General features: G+C 71.2%; 21 protein-coding genes and 2 pseudogenes. 10 read left to right on the top strand and 13 right to left on the bottom strand.

Annotated features, from left to right (window positions below):
* The first annotated feature begins 87 nt into the window (after nt 1-87).
* Complete coding sequence (locus OH809_RS32215; RefSeq protein ID WP_406418298.1) at nt 88-1,539, top strand: peptidoglycan D,D-transpeptidase FtsI family protein; 1,452 nt, start codon at nt 88-90, stop codon at nt 1,537-1,539.
* A gap of 47 nt (nt 1,540-1,586) precedes the next feature.
* Nucleotides 1,587-1,901, top strand: coding sequence for a hypothetical protein (locus OH809_RS32210; protein WP_406418300.1), 315 nt, complete (start codon nt 1,587-1,589; stop codon nt 1,899-1,901).
* 34 nt (nt 1,902-1,935) lie between these two features.
* Here OH809_RS32210 and OH809_RS32205 read toward each other — a convergent pair whose 3' ends face one another.
* Together OH809_RS32205 and OH809_RS32200 are read right to left on the bottom strand one after the other, a co-directional pair.
* Nucleotides 1,936-3,294 (bottom strand): S28 family serine protease, encoded by a 1,359-nt coding sequence (locus tag OH809_RS32205; RefSeq protein WP_406515986.1) that lies wholly within the window; start codon nt 3,292-3,294, stop codon nt 1,936-1,938.
* 152 nt (nt 3,295-3,446) lie between these two features.
* Nucleotides 3,447-3,614: pseudogene (locus OH809_RS32200) on the bottom strand (pectate lyase); the annotation flags it as partial.
* A gap of 104 nt (nt 3,615-3,718) precedes the next feature.
* Here OH809_RS32200 and OH809_RS32195 point away from each other — a divergent pair.
* Nucleotides 3,719-4,927 carry an MFS transporter gene (locus OH809_RS32195; protein WP_406418304.1) on the top strand — a complete coding sequence of 403 codons (1,209 nt, stop codon included), beginning with the start codon at nt 3,719-3,721 and terminating at the stop codon, nt 4,925-4,927.
* A gap of 44 nt (nt 4,928-4,971) precedes the next feature.
* Here OH809_RS32195 and OH809_RS32190 read toward each other — a convergent pair whose 3' ends face one another.
* Nucleotides 4,972-5,247, bottom strand: coding sequence for a hypothetical protein (locus tag OH809_RS32190; RefSeq protein ID WP_406425472.1), 276 nt, complete (start codon nt 5,245-5,247; stop codon nt 4,972-4,974).
* 56 nt (nt 5,248-5,303) lie between these two features.
* On the opposite strand from OH809_RS32190, the gene OH809_RS32185 reads away from it, so the two are divergent.
* Together OH809_RS32185 and OH809_RS32180 are read left to right on the top strand one after the other, a co-directional pair.
* A complete protein-coding gene (locus tag OH809_RS32185) occupies nt 5,304-5,534 on the top strand; it encodes a hypothetical protein (RefSeq protein WP_406418306.1) in 231 nt (76 codons plus the stop codon).
* A gap of 36 nt (nt 5,535-5,570) precedes the next feature.
* A complete protein-coding gene (locus OH809_RS32180) occupies nt 5,571-6,776 on the top strand; it encodes a TerD family protein (RefSeq protein ID WP_406418308.1) in 1,206 nt (401 codons plus the stop codon).
* 109 nt (nt 6,777-6,885) lie between these two features.
* Here OH809_RS32180 and OH809_RS32175 read toward each other — a convergent pair whose 3' ends face one another.
* From OH809_RS32175 to OH809_RS32165, 3 genes are all read right to left on the bottom strand, one after another.
* Entirely contained in the window at nt 6,886-7,116 is a 231-nt protein-coding gene (locus OH809_RS32175) for a hypothetical protein (protein WP_037711258.1), read from the bottom strand.
* Between the two features lie 329 nt (nt 7,117-7,445).
* Nucleotides 7,446-8,900, bottom strand: coding sequence for an alkaline phosphatase PhoX (locus tag OH809_RS32170; protein WP_406418310.1), 1,455 nt, complete (start codon nt 8,898-8,900; stop codon nt 7,446-7,448).
* A 172-nt stretch (nt 8,901-9,072) separates the two neighbouring features.
* A complete protein-coding gene (locus tag OH809_RS32165; protein ID WP_406418312.1) occupies nt 9,073-10,530 on the bottom strand; it encodes a hypothetical protein in 1,458 nt (485 codons plus the stop codon).
* Nucleotides 10,531-11,028: 498 nt separating this feature from the next.
* Between OH809_RS32165 and OH809_RS32160 the strand changes: the two genes are divergently transcribed.
* Both OH809_RS32160 and OH809_RS32155 read left to right on the top strand, forming a co-directional pair.
* A complete protein-coding gene (locus OH809_RS32160; protein ID WP_359113325.1) occupies nt 11,029-11,472 on the top strand; it encodes a GNAT family N-acetyltransferase in 444 nt (147 codons plus the stop codon).
* Nucleotides 11,473-11,574: 102 nt separating this feature from the next.
* Nucleotides 11,575-12,273 (top strand): PQQ-binding-like beta-propeller repeat protein, encoded by a 699-nt coding sequence (locus OH809_RS32155; protein ID WP_406515985.1) that lies wholly within the window; start codon nt 11,575-11,577, stop codon nt 12,271-12,273.
* Nucleotides 12,274-12,663: 390 nt separating this feature from the next.
* Here the strand turns inward: OH809_RS32155 and OH809_RS32150 are convergent, their stop codons facing one another.
* The 5 genes from OH809_RS32150 to OH809_RS32130 form a co-directional block, all read right to left on the bottom strand.
* Nucleotides 12,664-13,365 (bottom strand): HAD family hydrolase, encoded by a 702-nt coding sequence (locus tag OH809_RS32150; RefSeq protein WP_406418318.1) that lies wholly within the window; start codon nt 13,363-13,365, stop codon nt 12,664-12,666.
* 32 nt (nt 13,366-13,397) lie between these two features.
* Nucleotides 13,398-14,405, bottom strand: a complete 1,008-nt coding sequence (locus OH809_RS32145) for an ABC transporter ATP-binding protein (protein ID WP_406424865.1) — start codon at nt 14,403-14,405, stop codon at nt 13,398-13,400.
* Between the two features lie 110 nt (nt 14,406-14,515).
* Nucleotides 14,516-15,358 carry an ABC transporter permease gene (locus tag OH809_RS32140; RefSeq protein WP_406418320.1) on the bottom strand — a complete coding sequence of 281 codons (843 nt, stop codon included), beginning with the start codon at nt 15,356-15,358 and terminating at the stop codon, nt 14,516-14,518.
* Nucleotides 15,346-16,326, bottom strand: a complete 981-nt coding sequence (locus OH809_RS32135; RefSeq protein WP_406418322.1) for an ABC transporter permease — start codon at nt 16,324-16,326, stop codon at nt 15,346-15,348. The genes OH809_RS32140 and OH809_RS32135 overlap by 13 nt, the downstream gene beginning before the upstream one ends.
* Nucleotides 16,327-16,334: 8 nt before the next feature.
* Nucleotides 16,335-17,492 (bottom strand): ABC transporter substrate-binding protein, encoded by a 1,158-nt coding sequence (locus OH809_RS32130; RefSeq protein ID WP_406418324.1) that lies wholly within the window; start codon nt 17,490-17,492, stop codon nt 16,335-16,337.
* Between the two features lie 298 nt (nt 17,493-17,790).
* On the opposite strand from OH809_RS32130, the gene OH809_RS32125 reads away from it, so the two are divergent.
* Together OH809_RS32125 and dapA are read left to right on the top strand one after the other, a co-directional pair.
* Entirely contained in the window at nt 17,791-18,531 is a 741-nt protein-coding gene (locus OH809_RS32125; RefSeq protein WP_406418326.1) for a GntR family transcriptional regulator, read from the top strand.
* A 368-nt stretch (nt 18,532-18,899) separates the two neighbouring features.
* Nucleotides 18,900-19,812, top strand: a pseudogene (dapA, locus tag OH809_RS32120) (4-hydroxy-tetrahydrodipicolinate synthase).
* Between the two features lie 195 nt (nt 19,813-20,007).
* Here dapA and dapD read toward each other — a convergent pair.
* Nucleotides 20,008-20,994, bottom strand: coding sequence for a 2,3,4,5-tetrahydropyridine-2,6-dicarboxylate N-succinyltransferase (gene dapD, locus OH809_RS32115; protein ID WP_406418328.1), 987 nt, complete (start codon nt 20,992-20,994; stop codon nt 20,008-20,010).
* A gap of 87 nt (nt 20,995-21,081) precedes the next feature.
* Nucleotides 21,082-22,317, bottom strand: coding sequence for an MFS transporter (locus OH809_RS32110; RefSeq protein WP_406418330.1), 1,236 nt, complete (start codon nt 22,315-22,317; stop codon nt 21,082-21,084).
* Nucleotides 22,318-22,434: 117 nt separating this feature from the next.
* Between OH809_RS32110 and OH809_RS32105 the strand changes: the two genes are divergently transcribed.
* Nucleotides 22,435-23,304 carry a winged helix-turn-helix transcriptional regulator gene (locus OH809_RS32105; protein ID WP_406418332.1) on the top strand — a complete coding sequence of 290 codons (870 nt, stop codon included), beginning with the start codon at nt 22,435-22,437 and terminating at the stop codon, nt 23,302-23,304.
* Nucleotides 23,305-23,342 lie beyond the last annotated feature (38 nt).

Raw genomic sequence — 23,342 nt, 5'->3', positions numbered from 1 at the left:
ATACCCCGTGGCGCGCAGTATGAAGAATGGGTGAGAAGCGGCACAGACGGGAACGCGCCGGACGCCGTCGCTCGTCCCTCCAGCGGGATGAACAGAACAATCAGGCACACCTCGGTCTTCTGCCTGCTGCTGGTCCTCGCCCTGCTGGGGCGGGCGACCTGGGTGCAGGCGTACCAGGCCCAGGCACTCGCGGACAACGACCACAACCGGCGGAAAATCATCGCGCAGTACGCGCAGCCGCTCGGCGACATCATCGTGGCCGGATCACCGGTCACCGGATCGAAGAGGACCCAGGGCAGCGATCTCGCGTACAAGCGCACGTACACGCAGGGCGAGCTCTATGCCGCCGTCACCGGGTACAGCTCGCAGGCGTACGGCGCCACCCAGCTCGAGGGGATCTACAGCCATGTGCTCGACGGAACGGACAACCGGCTGAAGAGCCCCGTCGACGTGGTGACGGGCAAGCAGACCGCGCCCGGCAGTGTGCTGACGACGATCGACCCGAATGTGCAGAAGGCGGCGTACGAGGCGCTCGGCAACGACAAGGGCGCGGCCGTCGCGATCGACCCCGCGACCGGGAAGATCCTGGGAATGGTCTCCACCCCCTCGTACGACCCGTCGAGGATCAGCGGGACGAACGACGGCGACGTGTGGAAGAAGCTGCTCTCCGACCAGGACAAGCCACTGGTCAACCGTGCTCTGCGGCAGCCGCTGGCGCCCGGTTCGACGTTCAAGCTGGTGGTGGCGTCGGCCGCGCTGGAGAACGGTCTCTACAGCTCCGTCGACGAGCGCACGGACAGCCCCGACCCGTACACGCTGCCCGGCACCACCACGGTCCTGAGGAACGAGAGCACGTCCGCACCCTGCCAGAACGCCACGCTGCGCACGGCGCTCCAGTACTCCTGCAACAACGTCTTCGCGAAGGCCGCCGCCGATCTCGGCCAGGACAAGGTGCGGGCGATGGCCGAGAAGTTCGGCTTCAACACGGAGAAGCTGGACGTCCCGGTGCGCGCCTCCAAGAGCCTCTACCCGTCGGGGATGGACAAGGCGCAGACGGCGCTGACAGGCATCGGCCAGTTCGAGGTCACCGCGACCCCGCTGCAGATGGCCATGGTCTCCTCGGCCCTCGCCAACGGCGGTGAGCTGGCGGCCCCGCACATGGTGTCGAAGGTGACGGACTCCAAGGGCAAAACCCTGCAGGACTTCGCGGACGGCGACACGAAGCGGGTCGTCTCCGCCTCGACCGCCGAGCAGGTGCGCAGCGCGATGGTCACCGTCGTCGAGCAGGGCACCGGCACCAACGCCCGGATCGACGGGGCGGAGGTCGGCGGCAAGACGGGCACCGCGCAGAACGGCGTGGGCAACAGCAACACGCCGTACGCCTGGTTCACCTCGTACGCGAAGTCGAAGTCCACCGGCAAGGAGGTCGCGGTCGCCGTGGTCGTGGAGGACTCGGGCTCGGCCCGCTCGGAGGTCAGCGGCAACGGGCTGGCGGCGCCGATCGCACAGAAGATGATGAAGGCGGCGCTCAAGGGGTGAGAAAGCCGGGCGCGGAGGGCCGGCTGCGGCTGGTCAGAATCCGGATCATGACCTCTGCGCCTCCTGACCCCCGCACGCGCGACGGACTGGACCGGACCGACCGGGCCGCGCTGAAGCACGTGCACGGCTCCGCGGTCGAGGTGCCGGGGTGGGTGCGCGACGTGTACGCACCGGAGCGCGCGGAGGAGGCGGTGGATGAGGTGCTCGCCTCCGTCTACCACCAGGGCGGCCAGATCTGCTCGGCCGCGCCGCCGCTGCGACGGGGCCCGGGCACCAGCACGGGTGCCGAGCCGACCGAGACGGGCAGCGGCCCCGACGGTATGTACTGCCGCTGCACCGCCTCGGACATCACCTACGACTGACCGGGGTCACTGGCCGGCCGCGGTGGGTGGGCCTTCACTGGCCCGCCCACCGCTTCACGGTCGCCTCCGCCGCGGCCCGGTCCGCGGGCTTCAGCTTGGAGATCAGGGCGCCATGGTTGCTGTTCGGTGCCTCGAAGAGCATCGAGTCGTGCTTGCTCGGCTTGAACCGCTCGGCGCTCCACGGGTCGTTCTGTCCGTAGACGAACATCATCCGCTCGCCGCGAGTGGCGACCCAGCGGTCGACGTCCTTGATGGTGCGCCCGTCGTACCCGACCCGCATGTCGGCGGGCAGCACCGAGTTGGGCTGATAGATGCCGGGGTAGTGGCGGACGTCGGCCAGATGCTTGAACTTGAGGTCGGCCCAGCCCAGCTGGGCGGCGGCCTGCCGGTAGTACGGTCCGCTGCCCTCGGCGCCGTTGCCCTGGTCGGCGTACGGGCTGAGTCCGTGCCCCAGCGACCAGGTGTACAGCTCGTCGTCGGTGGCGGAACTCGCGTCAGGGATGGCCGGGCAGTTGGCGTACGTACCGCTCTGCCAGAAGTTCCACACCTGGTCCAGCACGGAGAATTCGTAGGCCCGGTCGGCCGATCCGAGGTATTGGAAGGTGAGGCCCTGCTTCTCGGCGGTGGCCTCGAAGCGGGGCAGCATCCGATCCCGCCGGACCAGCATCTCGCGCTGCACGGCGTTCAGGGCGGCCCGGCATTCGGGGGTGCCGACGGTCTGGAAGAAGTTCTCGTAGCCGCTGTCGTCGTTGTTGGCGGCGTCGTTCGGTGCGACGTACGCGACGACGGCGTCCAGGTCGTCCGGGTAGAAGCGCTCGTGGTAGACCTGCGTCATCCCGCCCTTCGACGCGCCCGTGCCCAGCCACTTGGCCCCGTAGATCGTCTTGAGGGCCTGGACGACGGCGTGTTCGTCACTCGCCTCCTGCTGGACGTTCAGGTCGTTCCAGTCGACCGTCGCGGGGCGGGACTGGCTGAAGTAGCGGTGCTCGATACTGACCTGGTTGGCACCGAGAAGCGTGGTGATCTCGCGGGTGGAGCTGGAGAGCGAGTAGCCGCCCGTGTAGAGGACCATCGGCGCGGTCTCGGACTTGTGCCAGAGCGTGAGGCGCTGCTCGAACGTGCCGCGGTCGGGGTGCTGGTGGTCGATCGGCTGGGTCAGCGTGAGGGTGTAGTAGGGGAATCCCTCCTTGGTGGTCTGCGAGACGACCGTGAGGCCCGGTATCCGGTCCAGCCGTTCGCGTACGTCGGTGGCCTGGGCAGTCGCCTCGGCGGCGGCGGAGGTGGGGCCGGCGGACGGGATGGGAGCGGCGGCGGTCGCGGCCGTGCCGGTGAGCAGGCTGGCGGCGGCGACGAGCCCGGTGCAGAACAGGGCGGGAAGCAGTGGGTGACGCAAAGCGGGATCCCCTCGGACGGGTGTGGTGCGATGGACACGACGCGGCATAGTAACCGCTTGCCGCAGCCCTGTGATCACTCCGCACCGGGGGAATCCGTGGGCCGCGGACGAGCAACGACCGCTGTCCCGGCAGGTTGTTGACGATCCGTCGGTCAGCAGCCCTGGTCGGCGCCGGGGCCGACGATGCCCGGTACGGCGCGCGGGTTGTCGATCCGAGTGCGCAGGGTCGGGGTCCAGCCGGCGCCCGAGGTGAGCTGCTCGGCGGGCACGCCCGCATTGTGGACGGCGATCAGGTCGGTCCTGCGGCCGTTGACCGCGTTCCGGCAACCTCGGTGTAGGGCATCTGCCCGATGCCCCGGCCCGTCCTTAGTCGCCAGCATGAGTCCGTAACGGAACCGCAGGTCGACGAGGTACGGGGAGCGCGATGACAGGGGTGGCGGCAGGAAAGGTGCTGCGGGACCGCAACGCCGGGCTGTATCTGACGGCGGTGGTGGTCTCCGGCTTCGGGACGTCCGCGATGTGGCTCACCGGCGGGATCTGGGTCAAGTCCCTCACCGGGTCGGACAGTCTGGCGGCGCTCGCCGTGTTCGCCATGTGGCTTCCCGTGCTGACCGGTCCCGCACTCGGCGCGGTCGCCGACCGGGTGCCCCGCAAACCCTTGCTGATCTGGGCGAATCTCGCCATGGCCGGGCTGCTCACCTCGCTGCTCGCGATCGATTCGGCGGGGCGGATCTGGCTCCTCTTCACGGTGCTCGTGCTCTACGGGGTGAGCGGTGTGCTGATGGACGCGGCGGAGTCGGCGCTCGTCGCGCACACCGTCGATCCCCGGCTGCTCGGCGACTTCAACGGGTTCCGGATGATCGCGAACGAGGGCATGAAGCTCCTCGCACCACTGACCGGCGCCGGGCTCTACGCGCGGTTCGGCGGCGGCGCGGTGGCGCTCCTCGACGCGGCGTCGTTCGCCCTGGCCGCCGGGGTCTACGCACTGCTGCGGGTACGGGAGCCGGCCCGGCCCGCCCGCACGGACCGGCGGGGCGAACTGGCGGCGGGAATCCGGCAGGTGTGGGGGTCGACGGTGCTGCGGCCGCTGGTGCTGGCGGGTGCGGTGACGATGCTGTGCGCCGGGCTCAACGGAGCCGCGCTCTACGCGGTCGTCGACGACGGGCTCGGGCACTCCCCCACGTACGCGGGTGTGCTGTACGCGGTGCAGGGCGGCGGGTCGATCGCGGTCGGGCTGCTTGCCGGTCCGCTGCTGCGGCGACTGCCGGAGCGGGTGTTCGCCGCGGCCGGAATCGCCCTGTTCGCGCTGGCGGTGGGGGTGCGGGCGCTGCCGTACGACGCGGTGGCGCTGGTCGCGAGCGCCGCGATCGGGGCGGGGCTGCCGTGTGTACTGATCGCCGCGATGACGGCGGTGCAGCGGGAGACGCCGGACGCCGTGCTGGGGCGTACGAGCGCGACCGCCAACTCACTGATGATGGTGCCGAACGCGGTGGCGCTGGCGCTCGGCGCGGGGCTGGTCGCGGTGCTGGACATCCGGGTGCTGCTGCCACTCGTCGGTGCGGCAGGCCTGCTGACGGCGGTCCTGCTGGTCACGGACCGGCGAATGGGCTCTCCCCTGCTCGAACGAAGTTGAGAGCTTGGGGATGGCTGACGGGCGCCCCCACTGGTCCGCGTCCGTCATCGACCGAGGCGTGAAAGTGCCTCGGCGACGGCCTCGATGTCCGGGTCGGATGCCAACCCGGCGTGGTACAGGCGCAGCTGGTTCACGCCGAGCGAGGCCGCGTGGGCGGCGTCGCGCTCCAGCGTGCCGGGGGTGCCGCCCATGCCGGAGGAACGAAGGGGTCCGGCCGTGCCTGCGGGGTACGGACCGGGCTCCCTGAAGAACAGGAGGAGGCCCAGCTCCTTGTCCGTTCTGCGCGGCCGTGGTCCGCAGAACGCGGTGCGCTCGCCCACGCGCGGCAGGATATTCGCGCGACGCCGCACCCGTGCACCGGGCAGGATGCGGATCCATGCCGAAACCATCCGGATTCCTGTACGAGCAGCATGCCGACGCGAGCGTTACCCTCACCCACCACGGCCGCCCCGCAGGAACCCTGAGCGGCAGCCGGGCGGAGAAGTTCCTGGCCGAGGTGGCGTCCGGGGACGCCCAGCTGGTGATGGCCCGCTGGACCGGCGCGTACAAGCACGGCAACGAGCGGGCGGCCCGCAGCCACCCCCGTAACCAACCCGGCCGAAGGTAAGGGAACGGCAAAGCCGGGTCATTCGTTACCCCGTGCATGACCGCTATGACACCTGGCTCGAACATTCCTCTCTCCGCCGCCCGTGTGGCGGTGGACGTCGCCGCCCCGGTGCGGCTCGACGTCTCGGGCCTGCTGCTCACCGTCGACGGCAAGGTGCGTTCCGACGACGACTTCATCTTCTACAACCAGCCCACGGGCCCGGGCGTGACCTACCGCTCAGGCGGCGGCACGGCGCCGGACGCGATCGTGGTGGACACCACTGCGGTGCCCCCCGGCATCGAGAAGATCGTCGTCACGGCCAGCCCGGACGCGGCCGGCCAGACCTTCCAGGGCATCGAGCCCACCGCCACCGTGCGCAACGCGGACGACGGCAGCGTCCTCGCCACCTTCACCCCACCCCGGCTGGGCGCCGAGACGGCGCTCGTGGTCATCGAGGTCTACCTCCGCAACGGCGCCTGGAAGGCCCGCGCGGTCGGCCAGGGCTATGCGAACGGGCTGGCCGGCATCGCCACGGACTTCGGCGTCTCGGTCGAGGAGGAGCCGGCCGCCGCGCCCGCCCCGGTCGCACCCCCGGTACCCGCCGCCGCCCCCGTGGACCCGCGGATCGCCGCTCCCCCGGTCCCGGCCGCGCCGCCCGCTGCCGCTCCGGCGCCCGCCGGCTCGGGCAAGATCAACCTCGACAAGGGCCGGGTCAGCCTCCAGAAGAACCAGACGGTGTCCCTGGTCAAGGGTGGCCGCCCGCTGCTCTCGCAGGTCAAGATGGGGCTCGGCTGGGAGCCCGCGTTCCGCGGCAAGGACATCGACCTCGACGCCTCGGTGATCGCCTACGGCCCCAACCGGAACCACTTGGACAGCTGCTACTTCGGCAAGCTCTCCATCCTGAACGGCGCGGTCAAGCACTCCGGTGACAACCTCACGGGCGAGGGCGCGGGCGACGACGAGGTGATCGTCGTGGACCTCGGCCGGATCCCCTCGGAGGCGACCGGGCTGGTCTTCACGGTCAATTCGTTCACCGGCCAGAAGTTCACCGAGGTCGCCAAGGCCTACTGCCGGCTGACCGACGCGGCGACCGGTGAGGAGCTGGTCCGCTTCGACCTGACCGGCGCCGAGCCGCAGACCGGCGTGATGATGGCGAAGCTGATCAAGCAGTTCTCCGGCGAGTGGGAAATGACGGCGATGGGCGACTTCGTGAAGTCGCGCACCGTCCGCGGCATGGTCAAGCCTGCCGCCCAGGCGCTGTAGAGCCGCGAAAAGCCCCCGGTACGGCTTCAGGGGCACCTGCGGGTGCAGGTGCCCCTGAAGCCGTAGAGCGTGACGGGGACGCGGACACTGCGCGCGCTCGCCGCCTCTCTCAGAGCTTGGTCAGCTTGGAGTACGGGCTCAGGATCCTCCCCTGTCGCCCCGAGAAGTCGATGAGCACTGCGTCGTTGTCGCCCTCGACGGCAAGGACTCGACCGAGTCCGAACTGGTCATGCGACACCCTGTCGCCCACATCGAACAATTCGACCGGTGGGGCCGCCTGGGCCGGGCGGTTGAAGGGACTGGAAGGCAGGTGACGCCGGGATCCGGCTGACTGTTTCATTACCTTGAGTATGCGCCCTGGGAACGCCCGACGCCATGCCCGACCGCTCCTGGGGGCGCACTGATGCCGGATTCGTAATCAGCGATTCCAGGGCCAGTCGGCGTCCCTACCCGCTTCCAGCAGGGGCACCATGCGGAATGCCGCATCCGAAAGACCTCCGAAGGTGTGGCGGTTCGCGCTTCCCGACGGGGCGTGACCGACCCGGTATCCGGCCAGATTCCAGGTGTGCGACGTCGCGTGGTAGAGGCGGCGCACGACATAGGTGAACGGTAAGTCCACCTATGCGTGCCGCTTCGGGAATCGAATCAGATCACCCGTACGAGCTATCGCTACTGTCGCGGCTGGCGCTTCCACGGGCCCGTGATGGCGAGCATGATCCCGGGCGTCTGGATGTTGGCGAACAGCGTCTTCCCGTCCGGCGAGAAGGTGACCCCGGTGAACTCGCTGTACTCCGGCTTCTCAGCCGTGCCCGCGTTCAGCTCGTTGCGCGCGATCGGGTACGTACGGCCGCTCTCGGTCGCCCCGAAGAGGTGCTGGATGCCCTCGCCGTCCTCGGCGATGACCAGACCGCCGTACGGCGAGACGGTGATGTTGTCCGGGCCGTCGAACGCGCCGTCCTTCGACGGGTCGGCGTTCACCCCGAGGAGCACCTTCAGCGTCAGCGTGCGGCGGTTCGGGTCGTAGAACCAGACCTGGCCGTCGTGCTGGACGGGGCTCTCCGCGCGGGCGAACGAGGAGACGATGTACGCGCCGCCGTCGCCCCACCACATGCCTTCGAGCTTGCGGGCACGGGTGACGTCCTGGTTGCCGAACTGCTTGCGCACGGAGACGGTCTTGGCGTCACGGTCGACGACGTCGACCCAGTCCACGCCGTACACGGTGCCGATCTGCGTGGCGCGGGACAGGTCGTCCACGAACTGGCCACTGCTGTCGAAGCACTTGGTGGCCTGGAGGACACCGGCGTCGTCGGCGAGCGTGCGCAGCTTGCCGCGGCCGTGCTTGAAGCCGTGCGGCGGGACCCAGCGGTAGAGCAGCCCGTTGGGACCGGCCGCGTCCTCGGTCAGGTAGGCGTGGCCGCGCTTGGGGTCGATGACGACGGCCTCGTGGGCGTACCGGCCGAACGCCTTGATGGGACGCGGGTCGCGGTTGGCGCGCTCGTCGTACGGGTCGACCTCGAAGACGTAGCCGTGGTCCTTGAGCAGACCGTTCTTGCCGGCCTTGTCCTCCGTCTCCTCGCAGGTGAGCCAGGTGCCCCACGGGGAGGCGCCACCGGCGCAGTTGGTGGACGTGCCGGCGATGCCGACCCACTCGGCCGTGTGGCCGTCGCGGCGGGTCTCGACGACGGTGCAGCCACCGGCGGCGATCGGGTCGTAGACGAGACCCTCGGCGAGCGGGACCGGGTACTTCCAGCCGGCCCGGGTGCCGCTCAGCTCGTGGTTGTTGACCAGCAGGGTGACGCCGCGCGGGCCCTCGAACGTGGCCGTGCCGTCGTGGTTGGAGGGGGTGTACTCGCCGGAGTCCAGCTTGGTGACACCGCTGTGCGTGATGATGCGGTACGAGAATCCGGCGGGAAGCGCGAGTATGCCCTTCGGGTCGGGGACCAGCGGCCCGTAGCCGGGCTCGTCGTTGTGAACCTGACCGGGGTCGTCGTCGTTGCCCTGCCGGGAATCCTCGGCGGCAAGGGCGCCGGGGGCGGTGGCCAGGGCGGCGACGGTACCCGTCAGGGCGATGCCGGCGCCGGTGAGGGCGGACTGCTTGGTGAATTCCCTGCGCGTGAAGGGCATCACGTACTCCTGGAGCAGCTGGGGCGGGTTGGTTACCGGCTCACGCTCTCGCCCCTGCGCTAACGGAAGTTGAACTGACGGCGACTTCGAACGGCACGCTTCCTGTGAACCTTCACAGAGTTCCTGTCGCCGTCATTCCCTCAGCCGCCCGCCTCGGCCGCCGTGCCCGGCTTCAGCCGCCCGACCGCGACCGCGCCTTGAACGCCGCCTTGCGGGCGTCCTTCGCCTTCTTCTTGTCGCCGTGCAGCCGCCCCATCGCCTCCAGGACGTCCACCGTTGCCGGGTGCTCCACCCGCCACGCCTGGTCGAAGAAGCCGCTGTGCCGGCCGGACAGCCCTTCGACCAGCCCTTGGAGCTCGTCCAGGTCACCGGCCGCTTCCAACTGCGCGGCAATCGTGTCGATGGCGAGCCAGAAGATCATCGACTCCGGCGGCGGGGGCACGTCCGCCGCACCGTGCTCCGCGAGCCAGACCCGGGCAAGGCCGCCCAGCTCCGGGTCGTCGAGCACCGCGCGGACTGCGGGCTCCGCCTCCGCGCCGACCAGCGCGAGCGCCTGCTGGCAGTGCAGCCGACGGAGCGGGGCCTGCTGGTCCGCGCCGCGAGCCGCGTCCAGCAGTTCGGCCGCGGCGCCGTCCGCCCCGCGGCGGGCGAGCCACTGCTCGACCTCGCTGCGGGCCGCCGCCTCCGGGTAGTACGCGACGCCACCGAGGAGCGCGTCGGCGCCCTTGTCGACGAGATCTCCGATCGCGGGGGCGTCGACTCCGGCTTCCAGCATCCGGGCCCGGATGCCGTACAGACCGAGGGGGGTCAGCTTCACCATGCCGTACCGGCTGACGTCCTCGTCGTCGGCGGGCGGCTCCGCCGGGTCGCCCTCTTCGATGAGCAACGCCTCGTCCATCGGCCGGTAGGCGACGAGCCCGATCGGCTCGAGGAGCCGGAACTGGTCGTCGAGGCGCATCATCGCCTCCGACACCTGCTCCAGGATGTCGTCGGTGGGCTCACCCATGTCGTCGGGCACGATCATCGACGCGGCGAGCGCGGGCAGCGGGACGGGTGCCTCGCTGCCGCTGCCGTCGCCGACCGTGAGCAGGTACAGGTTGCCGAGCACGCCGTCGAGGAATTCGGCTTCCGCCTCCGGGTCCCAGTCCAGGGCGTCGAAATCGATCGAGCCGTCCTCGCCGACGAGGTCGGCGAGGTCGTCGAAGAAGGGCGCGGTGGCATCGGCGTGCACGGCCTCCAGGCCGTCGAGCCAGATCGCGAGGACCTCCTGCGGAGAGCCGCCGGTCAGCAGCCCCAGATTCTCGCCGGCGGACACGGTCCCCTCCGCGTCGTCCCCCTCCGAGTCGCCCTCCGGGTCGTGGACGTCGAGGAGCCCGGTGTCGACCGCGAGCCGCCACGCCTCACTGGCCTCCGCCGCGCCGTCCTCGTCCGCCGCCAGCCCGAGGTGCTCGGCCGCCGCGGGCAGCTGTGCTTCGACGAGTTCGCCACCGGCGCCGACCCGAGTCTCCGGTCCCGCCCAGCGGGCGAGCCGGACTGCGCGGGCGAGCAGCGGCGCGACGAGCGCGTCCCGTGCCAGCTCCGCCTCGGTGTGCAGCCGTACCGGCGGCAGGGTGGGGCGCTCTGCGGACATCAGGTGGTTCTCCTCGGGCGACGGGTTTCAGTCCGGCCTGCAATGGGGGGCGGCGTCAGGGGCTCGGGCACGCACCTTCTCCCACCCTCATGTGCCGGTCGGACTCACGCCGCCCAAGCGTAGACGCTTTCGCCCGATGCCGCCTGGTTCATGCAACAGACGGTGAACGGCCGCCCGGGGATCCCTGACAACTCCCTTACACAACCAAGAGATTGACGCGCATGGAGCTCTCCCCGGTACCCGTGCCGGTCACCGTCCCGGACCGCTCGGCGCCGTCCCGTCGAAGGCCGGCGGGCCACCCGGCGTACCAGTGGCGTTCCATCGCCCCCGAGGACAAGAAGGACGGCGGCGAGCCGGGGCAATATCCGCCTGGCCCGCTACCCGCCGGCCCGCAGACTGAGCACGGGTGTGTAGCGGTGCACGCCGTGCCGCTCGGTCACGCGGCCGCACCAATATCCGGCTGCTGACCTCTCCGGCGCCCGTGCCAGACTCCGGGGCATGATCCTGCGCGTCGCCACCCGCCCCGACCTGCCCGCCGTCCTCGCGCTCCTCGCCGACGAGGAGCGGGTCGTCGACCCGGCCTCGGTCGTGGTCGACGAGGCGTACGAGAAGGCCTTCGCCGCCATCGAGAGCGACCCGCGCAACGAGATGCTGGTGCTGGTGGACGGCGACACCGTGCTGGGCTGCCTGCAGGTGACGTACATACCGGGGCTCGGCAGGCACGGCGAGGAGCGGGCGCTGATCGAGGCGGTACGGATCAGGGCGGACCGGCGGGGCGGCGGGCTGGGTCGGGAGCTGATGAAGCAGGCCGTCGACCGGGCCCGGCTGCGGGGGTGCGGGCTGGTGCAGCTGACCAGCAGCAAGCGGCGCACGGACGCGCACCGGTTCTACGAGTCGCTGGGCTTCGCCCGCAGCCACGAAGGCTTCAAGTTCGCCCTCTGATCCCCGCCCGGGGCACTACTGGCTCGTTGCCCTCTTTGACTGACTCAGCCCGCCCTGCCCTGCCAGGCGCTCATCAGGGTGTGCAGGTTGTGCGTCGGCGGCATGCACACACGGAGGCTCGGCTACACCACCACGGGCAGCCACCTCGTCGCCGTGGACACCGCCACCGGCAAGAAGTTGTGGAACTCCCCGGTGGACAGCGGCTGGTGGGACAGCAGCACCCCCACCGTGGTCGACGGCAAGGTCTACGTCCACGACAGCCGCGGTGGCTTGCGTATCTACGACGCCACCACCGGTAAGCAGCTCGTCTCCGCCGGAGCCGTCGGCGGCGTCCACCACTCCACTCCCGTGGTCGCCGACGGACGGGTATTCACCACCGAGATGAGCAACTACCTCCTGGCCCGAGATGCCACCACCGGCAAGGAGCTGTGGCGCTACCAGAGCACCGGAGTCTCCAAGGACGACGCCGCCCAGCCCGGTGGCTCTGCGGCGGTCGACGGCCACACCGTCTACGCCAGCTTCACCAACGGCCGCGTAAGCGCCTTCGACGCCACCACCGGCACCAAGCTCTGGGACTTCCAGAGTGGCAGGGCCTTCGTCGGCTCGCCGACCATCAGCGGCAATACGCTGTGGATCGGCGGAACTGACGGCCATCTGTACGGCCTGGACAAGACCACCGGCGCCAAGCTCCAGGACCTGGACCTCGGCGCTCCCATCCTGTCGACCCCGACCGTCACCGGTAACACGCTGCTGATCGGTGCCTGGGACGGCAACCTCTACGCCTTCACTGCCCGCGACTGACGCTCCCGCCGCACCGAACCCGAGCCGACTGCGGCCCCGGCACACCGCCGGGGCCGCAGTCGGCTGTTTGCTTCCGCAGCCCGCAGCCCGCAGCCCGTCTCGGCCGGGGCCGCCCGACCGGCTCCCGGAAGAGCGCGGCGGCGGACGCTGCGCGGGGCGGCCCCGCAGTTCGCCGAGCCCGGAGACAGCGGTCCGCACCAGCGTCGGCGCCACCCGCGGGAGACGGCCGAGGGGAGGTGAGGCGACGCTGGGAGCAGGCCCGCAGGGGGAGCGCAGATCCCTTCGCGATGCGGCGCCGAGCCGATTCCCGGGTGGTCGGTGCGCAGCAATACGGATCGGGTCCTGGCCGCCGACGGCGGCCAGGACCCGGGTCAGTCATGGGGTGATGTGTCAGGCGGTCCGGGGTGGCGGTCTGTCGGCCCGGGCCGCCAGGTCCTGCAGCAGCGCCAGGTCGGCCTGGTCGAGGCTGGCGATGATACGCCGCCCGGGCCCTGCCGGTACGGGGATCAGCGACGGCACCACCAGGATCGGGCAACCGGCCGCCTCCGCGGAGGCGGCGCCGACCGCGGTGTCCTCGACAGCGACACAGGCGCGCGGCGGCACCCCCAGCGCCGCGGCGGCGGCGAGGTAGGGGTCGGGGGCGGGCTTGGTGCGCGGGGTGTCCTCGACGGCGACCGTGACGCCGAACCGGTGTCGCCCGATGGTCGTCAGCACGGTGTCCACCACGGCGCGTGGGGACGCGGACACCAGCGCGGTGGCGATGCCCGCCTCGCGGAGCGCGTCCAGCAGCTCCAAGGCGCCGGGTCGCGGCACCACCTGCGCCGCGACCCGGTCCGCGAACTCCCTCAGGAGCTCGTCGGCGAGGTGCGCCGCGGGTGCCCGCCCGCTGGTGGTGCGGTGCAGGTGGCCCGCGGTGTGCTCCACGGATCGGCCGAGTACGTGAGGTGTGTCGGCCTCCCCGAGGGCGTGTCCGAGGCCGCAGGCGACCGACTCTACGGCGTCCCACCAGACCCACTCGGTGTCCACCAGGGTGCCGTCCATGTCGAAGAGGACGGCCTGCAGCCGGACTGACTCGGCGGTGTGTGGAGGCAAGGTCTGCCCTTCCGGTCAAAAGTGACGTAACGTCAGCGAATGTTCTGTGAGGTGCGGCGGGAGTCCACCAGCACCGGTCGGTCGGGGAGGGCCACGGAGACCGACGCACCCGCGCCGAGCGCGGCTGCGTCAGGCGTGGACAGGTCGGCCTTGATCTCGGTGCCGTCGGCGAGCCGTACGGTCAGCCGGGTCATCGCGCCCAGGAAGGTCGCCGCCACCACCCTCGCCCCGCCGTCGACATCGGACCGCACGGCAACGGCCTCGGGCCGCACCAGCACGTCCAGCTCGGCGCCCGCCGCCGCCCCGCCCGCCACCGGAAGCCGGCGGCCCAGCACCTCGACCTCGCCCTCGCCGGCCGCGCGGCCGGGCAGCCGGTTCATGGTGCCGACGAACTCGGCGACGAACGCGGTCGCCGGGTGCGCGTACAGCTCCACGGGTGGGGCGCACTGCTCCAGCCGCCCGCCGCGCATCACCGCCACCCGATCGGCCATCGACAACGCCTCCTCCTGGTCATGAGTGACAAAGAGGGTGGTGATGCCGAGGTCCTGCTGGAGCCGGCGGATCTCCTCGCGCAGCGTCAGCCGTACCTTGGCGTCCAGTGCCGACAGCGGCTCGTCCAGGAGCAGCACCCGCGGCCTCAGCGCCAGCGCACGGGCCAGCGCGACGCGCTGCTGCTGGCCGCCCGACAATTGGTGCGGGTAGCGGTTGCCATGGTCAGGCAGGCCGACCAGCTCCAGCAGCTCCGCAGCGCGGGCCCGCCGCTCGGCCGCGCCCGCCTTGCGGATCCGCAGCCCGAAGGCGACGTTGTCGCGGGCATTGAGGTGCGGGAAGAGACTGTACGACTGGAAGACCATGCCTGCGTCGCGGCGGTGCGCCGGCACCCGGGTGACGTCACGGCCGTCCACCAGCACCTGGCCGGATTCGGGCTGCTCGAAGCCCGCGAGCATCCGCAGCGCGGTGGTTTTGCCGCAGCCGGACGGGCCCAGCAGGGCGAGCAGTTCACCAGGCCCTACCGAGAGGCTCAGCCCGTCGAGAGCCATGGTGGTGCCGAAGGACCGGCGCAGCTCGACGAACTCGAGGGCGGCGCCGGTCTCCCTGGCCTCTGTCGGGGTCCGGTCGGTCGAGCCGAGGTCGGTCGTATGCGAATCGGTCATGCGGAGACGACCCCCTTCCGGGGAGTACGAGCGGTGCGGCGGCGCCCTCCGGCCGGCGCGAGCAGCAGCAGGAGCAGCCAGGTGAGCAGCAGGCTGAGCACCGACACGGCCACCGACAGCTGGGCGTCGGCGCCTGCGATCCCGGCGATCCACACCGCGAAGGGCTGGAAGCCGAGCAGCTGCGCGACGGTGAACTCGCCGAGCACCAGGGTGAACGTGAGGAAGGACGCGGCCAGCAGCGGCGCCCGCAGGTTGGGCAGCACCACCCGCAGCACTGTCTGCGGCCATCCGGCGCCGCAGTTCCGGGCGGCCTCCACCAGGGTGCGTACGTCGATCGTGCTCAGCCCGGCATCGAGCGCCCGGTGTACGAACGGCAGCGCCATCACCGTGTACGCGAGCACCAGCACCACGGGGAAGGCCGGGTTCTGGATGGCAACGAAGGTCGCGAAGAACGGGGTGCGCGCCAGGTGATCGGGCGCCCACTTGAGGACGGTGCTGATCCCGGCCGTCAGCGCGACCGCGGGCACCACCAGCGGCAGTGAGCACACCACCTCGACCACCGGGCGCAGCCGGGGCACTCCCAGCCGTACCGCGAGCAGTGCGGGCACCACCAGGAGCAGCACCAGGGCGATGGTGGCGGCGGCCAGTTCGAGGGAGAGCAGCAGGCCGTCGCCGAAGCCGTCGGCGCCGACGATGCGGGTGTACGCGCCCAGGGTGAGGCCCTGGCCGGGGACGTCCACGGTGAAGACCGCGGAGGCGGCCAGCGGCCCCAGGAAGTACAGCGCCGCGCCGGCGAGGACCAGGCCCCGCCCGACGCGCAGGCGGGTCAGTCGAGCCATCGGGCGCTCCGTCGCTGCAGGGGTCGGTACACCGCCATCACCAGACCGGCCACCAGAACCATGTCCAGGCTGAGCGCGAGCGCCGTATTGGCCTGGCCGACCAGGACGTTGCCGGAGAGGGCATCGGCGATCTGCAGGGTGACCAGCGGCACCGAGCTGCCGACCATGGCCGCGGCGGTCGCGTACGCGGCGAAGGCGGTGCCGAAGAGCAGCACCAGGCCGCCCAGCAGCGACGGTGCCAGCACGGGCAGTGCGACGTACCGCCAGTACTGCCAGGCGGTGGCGCCGTTGTTCTGCGCTGCCTCCCGCCACTGGACCCGCAGGCCGTCGAGCGCGGGCACGACGGTGAGCACCATCAGCGGGATCAGGAAGTACAGGTATGTGATCACCAGGCCCCAGAAGCTGTACAGGCTCCAGCCGTGTTCGGTCAGGTGCAGGTGCTGTGTGATCACGCCGGCGTTGCCCAGGGTGGCGACGAAGGCGAAGGCGAGCGGCACCCCGCCGAAGTTGGCCAGCACCCCGGAAGCGGTGAGCACCGCCTCGCGCAGCGCCCGGAACCGGGCTGTGACCACGGCCTGCGCGAGCAGCAGCCCGAGCACCGCGCCTGCACCTGCGGAGACGGCGGAAAGTTTGACGCTGCCGGCCAGCGCGGTCAGGTAGGCGCCGTGCAGCGAGGCGCTGAGGTTGGCGGTGGTGTAGTGCGAGGCGCCTGTCGTCGGGTCCTGCGCGGTGAACGCGCCGTTCAGCATGGCCAGCGCAGGGATGCCGAAGCACAGCGCAGTGAAGACAAGCAGTGGTACGGCCGCGAGTGCGGCCGCCGAGCGACGGCGCGGTTGCGGGGCCGGGCGGGACAGCCGGGTTTCGGGCCGGGGCCCGGGCGGAGCCGGTTCCGGGCCCCGTACCGCGGCGTTCGGCCCCCCGCCGACGGGCACGACGGCGGGTGAAACGGTGACGGAGGAGTCGGCCATGGGCTGGGTCACCCGGCCACGGCCTTGCCCCAGCCCTGGGCCACGACCTGCTTGGCCTTGTCCAGCTGGGCTTCGGTCGGGAAGGAGGGGGTGCCGTCGACCTGGGGCAGATTGGCGGCGGCCGCGCTGTCGACCGTGCCGCTCCGAGTCATCGAGGGCATGAGCGCCGGGCGGGCGGAGCCCTTCAGGAAGAGGTTCTGACCCTCGGCGCTGTAGAGGTACTCCTCCCACAGCCGGGCGGCCGCCGGGTGCGGGGCGTCCTTGTTGATGGCCTGCGAGTAGTACTGGGCGTACTGGCCGTCGCTGGGGATGGCCACCTTCCAGTCCACGCCCTTGCTGCGGAACTCGTCGGCGTAACCGGCGTTGAGGTAGTCCCAGTCGATGCTGATCGGGGTCTCGCCCTTCTCGACCGTGGCCGGGGTGGACTCCACCGGGTTGTAGTTGCCGGCCTTCTTGAGCTTCGCGAAGAAGTCCAGGCCGGGCTGGATGTCGTCGAAGGAGCCCTTGTTCGCCAGGGCTGCGGCGAAGACGCCGCCGAAGGCGGAGCCCGACTTGGTGGGATTGCCGTTCATGGCGACCTGGCCCTTGTACTGCGGCTTCAGCAGGTCGGCGAAGGACTGGGGGCACTCCTTGACGCGCTTGGCGTCGCAACCGATCGAGACATAACCGCCGTAGTCGTTGTACCAGCGGGCCTGGGTGTCGCGCTGCGTGGCCGGGATCTCGTCGAAGGCCGCGACCCGGTACGGGGCGAGCAGCCCCTGCTGCGCTGCGCTGAGCGCGAACGACTGGCCCAGGTCCACAACGTCCGGGGCGCGGCCCTGACCCTTGCGCGAGGTGATGGCGTTGATCTCGTCCTGGCTGGCGCCGTCCGGGTTCTCGTCGTTGACCTTGATGCCGTACTTCTTGGTGAATCCGTCGATCACGGCGCCGTAGTTGGCCCAGTCGCGGGGCAGGGCGATCGCGTTGAGTACGCCCTCCTTCTTGGCCGCCGCGACCAGTGCGTCCATACCACCGAGGTCCTGCGCCGAGGTGGCCGTGGCAGCGTGCGAGCCGCCCGCGCTGCCGGACGCGACGGGGTCGGGTGCCGAGCCGCAGGCGCTGAGCGCGAGCGTGGCAGCGGTCAGCACGCCGGCAAAGCCGGCCGTTCGCGCAGAGAACAGGTTCACAAGGTCTCCTGAGGGTGCATGAGCTGCCCGGAAAACAGTGATCGGGTACTGCCCGGACCCAGGCAGCTTGTCCAAACAAGATGCCCCAAGTACGTCGGAGCGCAATGACCTTTCCGTGAACGGAGAACAGATGCTCCCTCTCGGTTTGAAGGCTCTTTGGGACGATGCGGGCCGCGTGGGGGTGCGGTCTCCGCTGTGTGCAGGACGAGCGTGCCCGATGCGGCGGGATCGCCTACCCTGTGGGCACACACCGGTGGCGCGCAGAGCGGAGCCGGTATCGCGGATGAGGGGGCTAGGTGTGGCGGCACGGCACGAGCAGATCGCCGGCGAGCTGAGGGTTGCGATCGACCGCGGCGACTACCCGGTGGGGGGCCGGCTCCCGACCGAGGGCGAACTCGCCGAGCGGTACCAGGTATCCCGCGGCACCGTCCGCCAGGCGCTCGCGGCTCTGGTGGCCGAGGGACTGGTCGGCTCACGACAGGGCACCCGACGGGTGGTGCTCGGTGCCCGCCGCAGCCAGGGCTTCAACGAACTGCGCAGCTTCACCCAGTGGGCGCGGGCAGCCGGACACAAGGCCACCGGCAGCGTCGTCGAGACCGCCCGGCGCCCGGCCTCCACCGAGGACGCGCTGCGCCTCCAACTCCCCGCGGGCTCAGAGGTGTTGTACGTCCTGCGGGTGCGTGGCCTGGACGGACAGCCTGCCCTGCTGGAGCGCACCGTCTACGCCGACTGGATCGCGGACGCGGTCGAGCGCATCGAGCCCGACTGCGAGTCGGTCACCCAGCGGCTGCTCGACGAGGTGGGCCTGGTCTTCGCGCACGGCGAGCACGTCATCGACGCACTTGCGGCGGGCACCCGCGACGCGGAACTGCTCAGTGTACGCCGCGGCACCCCGCTGCTGCGGGTCCGCCGGGTGACCACCACCCCCGCAGGCCGCCCCGTGGAGTGGTCCGACGACCGCTACCGGCCGGGAACGGTCACCTTCCGCATCCACAACTCCATCGGTGCCAACCCGCTCGTCCGCCAGCCCGGCGAATGAGCGCGGCGTGGTCCTTCAGAGGCAGACGGGCGTTCGCCCGCCGGCGTCCGGGGGTGAACCCGCCCCGGAGTCGGCTCCGGCTCGCCCTCGCCCGCCGGTACGAGAAATCCGGCGCATCCCGACAGCGTCACAGCCAGCGCTCCGGCGAGGCAGGCGGCCACCACCCCTCTCCGCGCTCCGGCGCCCGTCCTCGTGCCCGCCGGTCCTCGCATACCCGTGCACCCGCCCACGTATCGGCCTGTCGCATAGGTATTCGATCATGCCAGACCGCGGTCCCGGCCCTCACATCAATGGTTGAGCATTTCTACTCCTTCACCTCAAGCAGAACTAAGTAGACCTTCACGGTCGAGGCGGCGGACACTTCGGACATGACAGTCCCTGAAGCCCCTGCCGCCCCCGCAGCCCCCTTCGGCCGTGCCCTCTGCGCCATGATCACGCCGTTCACCGCCGACGGCGAGCTGGACCTGGACGCTGCCGGGACCCACGCCGCCGGTCTCGTCGCCGACGGCTGCGACGGCCTGGTGCTCAGCGGCACCACCGGTGAGTCCCCGACCACCACCGACGCCGAGAAGACCGCGCTGCTGCGCGCGGTCCGTGAGGCGGTCGGCGCGGGTGTGCCGCTGGTCGCCGGGGTCGGCAGTGCGGACACCCGGCACACCGTTGAGCTGGCCCGGCAGGCCGAACGGGCAGGCGCGGACGGCCTGTTGGTCGTGACGCCCTACTACAGCAGACCGCCGCAGACCGCCGCAGACCGCCGTCGAGGCACACTTCGGGCGCGTCGCCGACGCGACCGGCGTTCCGCTGATGCTGTACGACATCCCCGGCCGCACCGGCACCCGCATCGAGCCGGAGACCCTGCTGCGGCTCGCGGACCATCCGCGCATCGTGGCGGTGAAGGACTGCGCGTACGACCTGCTCGGCTCGACGAAGGTGATCGGCGCGGGCTCGCTCTCGTACTACTCGGGCTGCGAGGAGCTCAACCTGCCGCTGTACGCGGTGGGCGCGGCGGGCTATGTGAGTACGGTCGCCAATGTGGCGCCCCGGCAGCTGCGGGCGGTCCTGGACGCTTTCGACGCCGGGGACACCGCCGAGGCGGCCCGGCTCAACCGGCTGACCGTTCCGCTGGCCGAGTTGATGATGTCGTCCGGGCTGCCCGGTACCGTGACGGCCAAGGCGCTGCTCGGCGCCGGACCGGTCCGGGAACCGCTGCAGCCCGCCGGGCGCGAGGCGGCCGACGGGCTGCGGAAGGCGTACGAGGAACTCCTCGCCGCTACACGCTAGTGCCGTGACCGGCAGTGTTCGCCCCATAAGACCGACCGGTGCGTGCGATCGCAAGGCGGCCGGAAGTCCTTGAGCGGGGTCTCCCCTGCTCGAACGAAGTCGAGAGCTCGGGGAAGGAGCTACCAGGGCTTTTGGCCAACGCGGCAAGCGGGCGTGCTGGGCGGCGCGACGGGGCAGAGCCTGCCGGAAGGGCCACTAGTTGTGGCTGTGCAGGACATCGTTGAGGCCGTCCCACACCGCGTTGTTCGGGCGGGCCTCGACGGCGCCGGTGACCGAGTTGCGGCGGAAGAGGATGTTCGAGGCGCCGGAGAGCTCCCGCGCCTTGACGATCTGGCCGTCCGGCAGGGTGATGCGCGTACCCGCGGTGACATACAGCCCCGCTTCGACGACGCACTCGTCGCCGAGCGCGATCCCGACGCCCGCCTCGGCGCCGATCAGGCAGCGCTCACCGATGACGATGCGCTCCTTGCCGCCGCCGGAGAGGGTACCCATCGTCGAGGCACCGCCACCGATGTCGGAGCCGTTGCCGATGACGACGCCCGCGGAGATGCGGCCCTCGATCATCGACGTGCCGAGCGTGCCGGCGTTGAAGTTGACGAAGCCCTCGTGCATGACCGTCGTGCCGGCGGCGAGGTGCGCGCCGAGCCTGACCCGGTCGGCGTCGGCGATCCGGACACCCTTCGGTGCGACGTAGTCCGTCATCCGGGGGAACTTGTCGACCGAGGTGACCTGGAGGTGCAGGCCGTCGGCGCGGGCGTTCAGCCGCACCTTCTCCAGGTCGTCGACGGCGACCGGACCGAGCGACGTCCAGGCGACGTTGGTCAGGAGGCCGAAGACGCCGTCCAGGTTCTGGCCGTGCGGCTGGACGAGACGGTGCGAGAGGAGGTGCAGGCGCAGGTACGCGTCGTGGGCGTCGAGCGGCTTGTCGTCGAGCGAGGCGATGACCGTGCGCACGGCGACGACCTCGACACCGCGGCGGGCGTCCACGCCGACGGCCTTGGCCGCGCCCTCGCCGAGGAGGTTCACGGCCTGGTCGGGGGTGAGCCGTTCGGTTCCGGCCGGGCCGGGCTCGGCGGAGAGCTCGGGGGCGGGGAACCAGGTGTCGAGAACGGAACCGTCGCCGGCGATGGTGGCGAGGCCGGCGGCGACGGCGCCGGTGGTGCGGGAAGTCGTGTCGGTCATGACACGAACCTAACCGGCAGGGCCCCGCCGGAGCCAACCGGTCTCGCCGGATGACCGCGCGGGGCCCCACCCGCCCGGACCACCCGGTCAGCTGGACTGCGCCAGCCGCTCGGGCATCGGAGTCCGCGGCGGGGCCACCACGCGCACCGGCCCCCGCAGCCGCCGCGCCGCCAGCACCGCCACCCCCGCACCGCCGGCGAGCACCGCGCACACCGGCCAGAGCAGCTCGGGCGCGGCCGCGTAGAGCGCGCCGCCGAGCGGCGGGGCCAGCACCTGGCCGCTGATGGACGCCCCCGCGTACAGGCTCTGGAAGCGGCCCTGCACATGGCCGGGTGCCTGGTCGGCGACGTACGCCGTGGCAGTGGACTTGTACAGGATCTCGCCCGCGGTCAGCGACACCATCATGGTGACGGCGAACAGCACGCCGGCCCCCGGGATCAGTGCCGCGAATCCCAGCCCCACCAGCAGCAGCCCGGTGCCCACGATGCTCAGCGGAGCCCGTCGGCGCAGTGCGTGCGCCACCGGGAGTTCGAGGCAGAGGATGACGCCGCCGTTGATGGCGAGCAGCCACCCGTAGAACGGGGCGCTGTGGCCGTGATCGGCGAGGAACACGGGCAGGGTGGAGTACTGCTGCCGGTAGACGAAGTCGACGCAGAGGATCGCGGCGAGCAGCACCGGCACCGCGGGTCTGACCCGCAGCTCCCGCCAGAGCCCGGGCGCGCCGGGGTCGTGCGCCGGCCGGGTGTGTACGGTGCCGCGCGCCGGGAGCACCTTCGATGCGTACGCGGCGAAGAGCAGCGTCCCGAGGCCGTCGGCGACGAACAGCGGGCCGTACGAGAAGTGGGCGGCGATCAGTGCGCCGAGCGGTGGGCCCACGGCGAAGGCGGCGTTGCTCCCTGCGCGCATCAGGGCGAAACTCTGGCGCCTGCCGCCCTCGGGGACAAAGACGGCGACGAGGGCCGCGTTGGCGGCGCGTACGACGCCTGCCGCGTACTGTGCGAGCGGCAGCACCCCGTACATCGCCACGACCGGCAGGACCGGCAGGGTGACGAGCGCCGCGCCGCTCACCAGCGCGCCCGTCAGGAGCATCCGGCGGTGACCGTAGTGGTCGCCGAACCAGCCGCCTGTGAAGTTACCGGCGACCAGGCCGATGCCGCCGATGCCCGCGATCACTCCGGCCTGCGGCACCGTGAGTCCGCGCGGTCCGGTCAGATAGACGAAGAGATAGACGAAGGTGAAGCTGACGACTCCGTTGAAGAAGGCTCCCAAGGCCAGCAGCCGTACCGTCCGTGGTACGTCCCGCACCATCCCGAAGATCCTCATCCGCAGCACCCTCCCCAGCGAGTTCCTTTTGGGAACGGACTATGGCAGCATGCTTTCCGCAGGTCAATCCGGTAAGCGGCGGCCTGGGCACGAGCAAGAACGGAAGAAGACGAAGTCATGCCGCAGCGCACCAGCCTGTCCGACGCCGACTGCGCGATCGCCCAGGCCCTCGATGTCGTCGGCGACTGGTGGACCCTGCTGATCGTGCGCGACACCGCGCGCGGGGTGCACCGCTTCGACGCGCTCCAGCACGAGCTGGGCATGTCCCGCAAGGTGCTCACCGAGCGGCTGCGGCTGCTGGTGGACGCGGGCGTGCTGTCCCGGGATCCGTACCAGGACCGCCCGGTCCGGTACGAGTACCGGCTCACCCCGCGCGGCCGCGCGCTGCTGCCGGTACTGATCGCGCTCCAGGACTGGGGCGACACCTGGGTGATGGGAGACGGGGAGACGATGGCGACGGCCACGGAGACGTCCAAGGAGGCGGCGCGGGTGCACGCCCTGGTGGGCACCCGCCTGCCGGAGCTGCAACTCCTCGACTACGACGGCGTGTTGCGCGACCCTGTCGCCGACACCCCCTACACCGTCCTGTACTGCTTCCCCAGCGCGTACGCCCGCCGGGACGCCTACCCGCCGGGTTGGGCCGAGATCCCGGGTGCGAGCGGCTGCACCCTCGAATCCTGCACGTACCGCGACCAGTTGGCCGAGTTCACCGCGGCGGGGGCGACGGTGCACGGAGTGTCCACCCAACGCCCCGACGAGCAGCGGGCGTTCGCGGACGCGGAGGGGCTTCGCTTCCCGCTGCTGTCCGACGCGGAACTGGAGCTTGCGGCGGCGCTGCGACTGCCGACGTTCCGGGCGGCGGGATTCAGCCGGCTGAAGCGGCTGACCCTGGTGGTGGACCGGGACCGGACGGTCCGCGAGGCGCTGTACCCGATCACGGACATCGAGGCGAGCGTGCAGGCGGCCCTGGCGGCGGTCCGCCCCTGACATCCCGACGCCCGCCCGGGGACGCCCGCCGCCGAACC

It is taken from the genome of Streptomyces sp. NBC_00873, from assembly GCF_045207415.1.
Lineage (GTDB): Bacteria > Actinomycetota > Actinomycetes > Streptomycetales > Streptomycetaceae > Streptomyces.
The sequence above is the reverse complement of the archived record's forward strand: the minus strand, read 5'-3'. Positions and strand labels throughout refer to the sequence as shown.

Bases quoted from the DNA above. Each gene is read 5' to 3' on its own strand.
- OH809_RS32215 (WP_406418298.1), top strand. From the start codon at position 88: ATGAACAGAACAATCAGGCACACCTCGGTCTTCTGCCTGCTGCTGGTC.
- OH809_RS32210 (WP_406418300.1), top strand. From the start codon at position 1,587: ATGACCTCTGCGCCTCCTGACCCCCGCACGCGCGACGGACTGGACCGG.
- OH809_RS32195 (WP_406418304.1), top strand. From the start codon at position 3,719: ATGACAGGGGTGGCGGCAGGAAAGGTGCTGCGGGACCGCAACGCCGGG.
- OH809_RS32185 (WP_406418306.1), top strand. From the start codon at position 5,304: ATGCCGAAACCATCCGGATTCCTGTACGAGCAGCATGCCGACGCGAGC.
- OH809_RS32180 (WP_406418308.1), top strand. From the start codon at position 5,571: ATGACCGCTATGACACCTGGCTCGAACATTCCTCTCTCCGCCGCCCGT.
- OH809_RS32175 (WP_037711258.1), bottom strand. From the start codon at position 7,116: ATGAAACAGTCAGCCGGATCCCGGCGTCACCTGCCTTCCAGTCCCTTC.
- OH809_RS32170 (WP_406418310.1), bottom strand. From the start codon at position 8,900: ATGCCCTTCACGCGCAGGGAATTCACCAAGCAGTCCGCCCTCACCGGC.
- OH809_RS32165 (WP_406418312.1), bottom strand. From the start codon at position 10,530: ATGTCCGCAGAGCGCCCCACCCTGCCGCCGGTACGGCTGCACACCGAG.
- OH809_RS32160 (WP_359113325.1), top strand. From the start codon at position 11,029: ATGATCCTGCGCGTCGCCACCCGCCCCGACCTGCCCGCCGTCCTCGCG.
- OH809_RS32155 (WP_406515985.1), top strand. From the start codon at position 11,575: ATGCACACACGGAGGCTCGGCTACACCACCACGGGCAGCCACCTCGTC.
- OH809_RS32145 (WP_406424865.1), bottom strand. From the start codon at position 14,405: ATGGCTCTCGACGGGCTGAGCCTCTCGGTAGGGCCTGGTGAACTGCTC.
- OH809_RS32140 (WP_406418320.1), bottom strand. From the start codon at position 15,358: ATGGCTCGACTGACCCGCCTGCGCGTCGGGCGGGGCCTGGTCCTCGCC.
- OH809_RS32135 (WP_406418322.1), bottom strand. From the start codon at position 16,326: ATGGCCGACTCCTCCGTCACCGTTTCACCCGCCGTCGTGCCCGTCGGC.
- dapD (WP_406418328.1), bottom strand. From the start codon at position 20,994: ATGACCGACACGACTTCCCGCACCACCGGCGCCGTCGCCGCCGGCCTC.
- OH809_RS32110 (WP_406418330.1), bottom strand. From the start codon at position 22,317: ATGAGGATCTTCGGGATGGTGCGGGACGTACCACGGACGGTACGGCTG.
- OH809_RS32105 (WP_406418332.1), top strand. From the start codon at position 22,435: ATGCCGCAGCGCACCAGCCTGTCCGACGCCGACTGCGCGATCGCCCAG.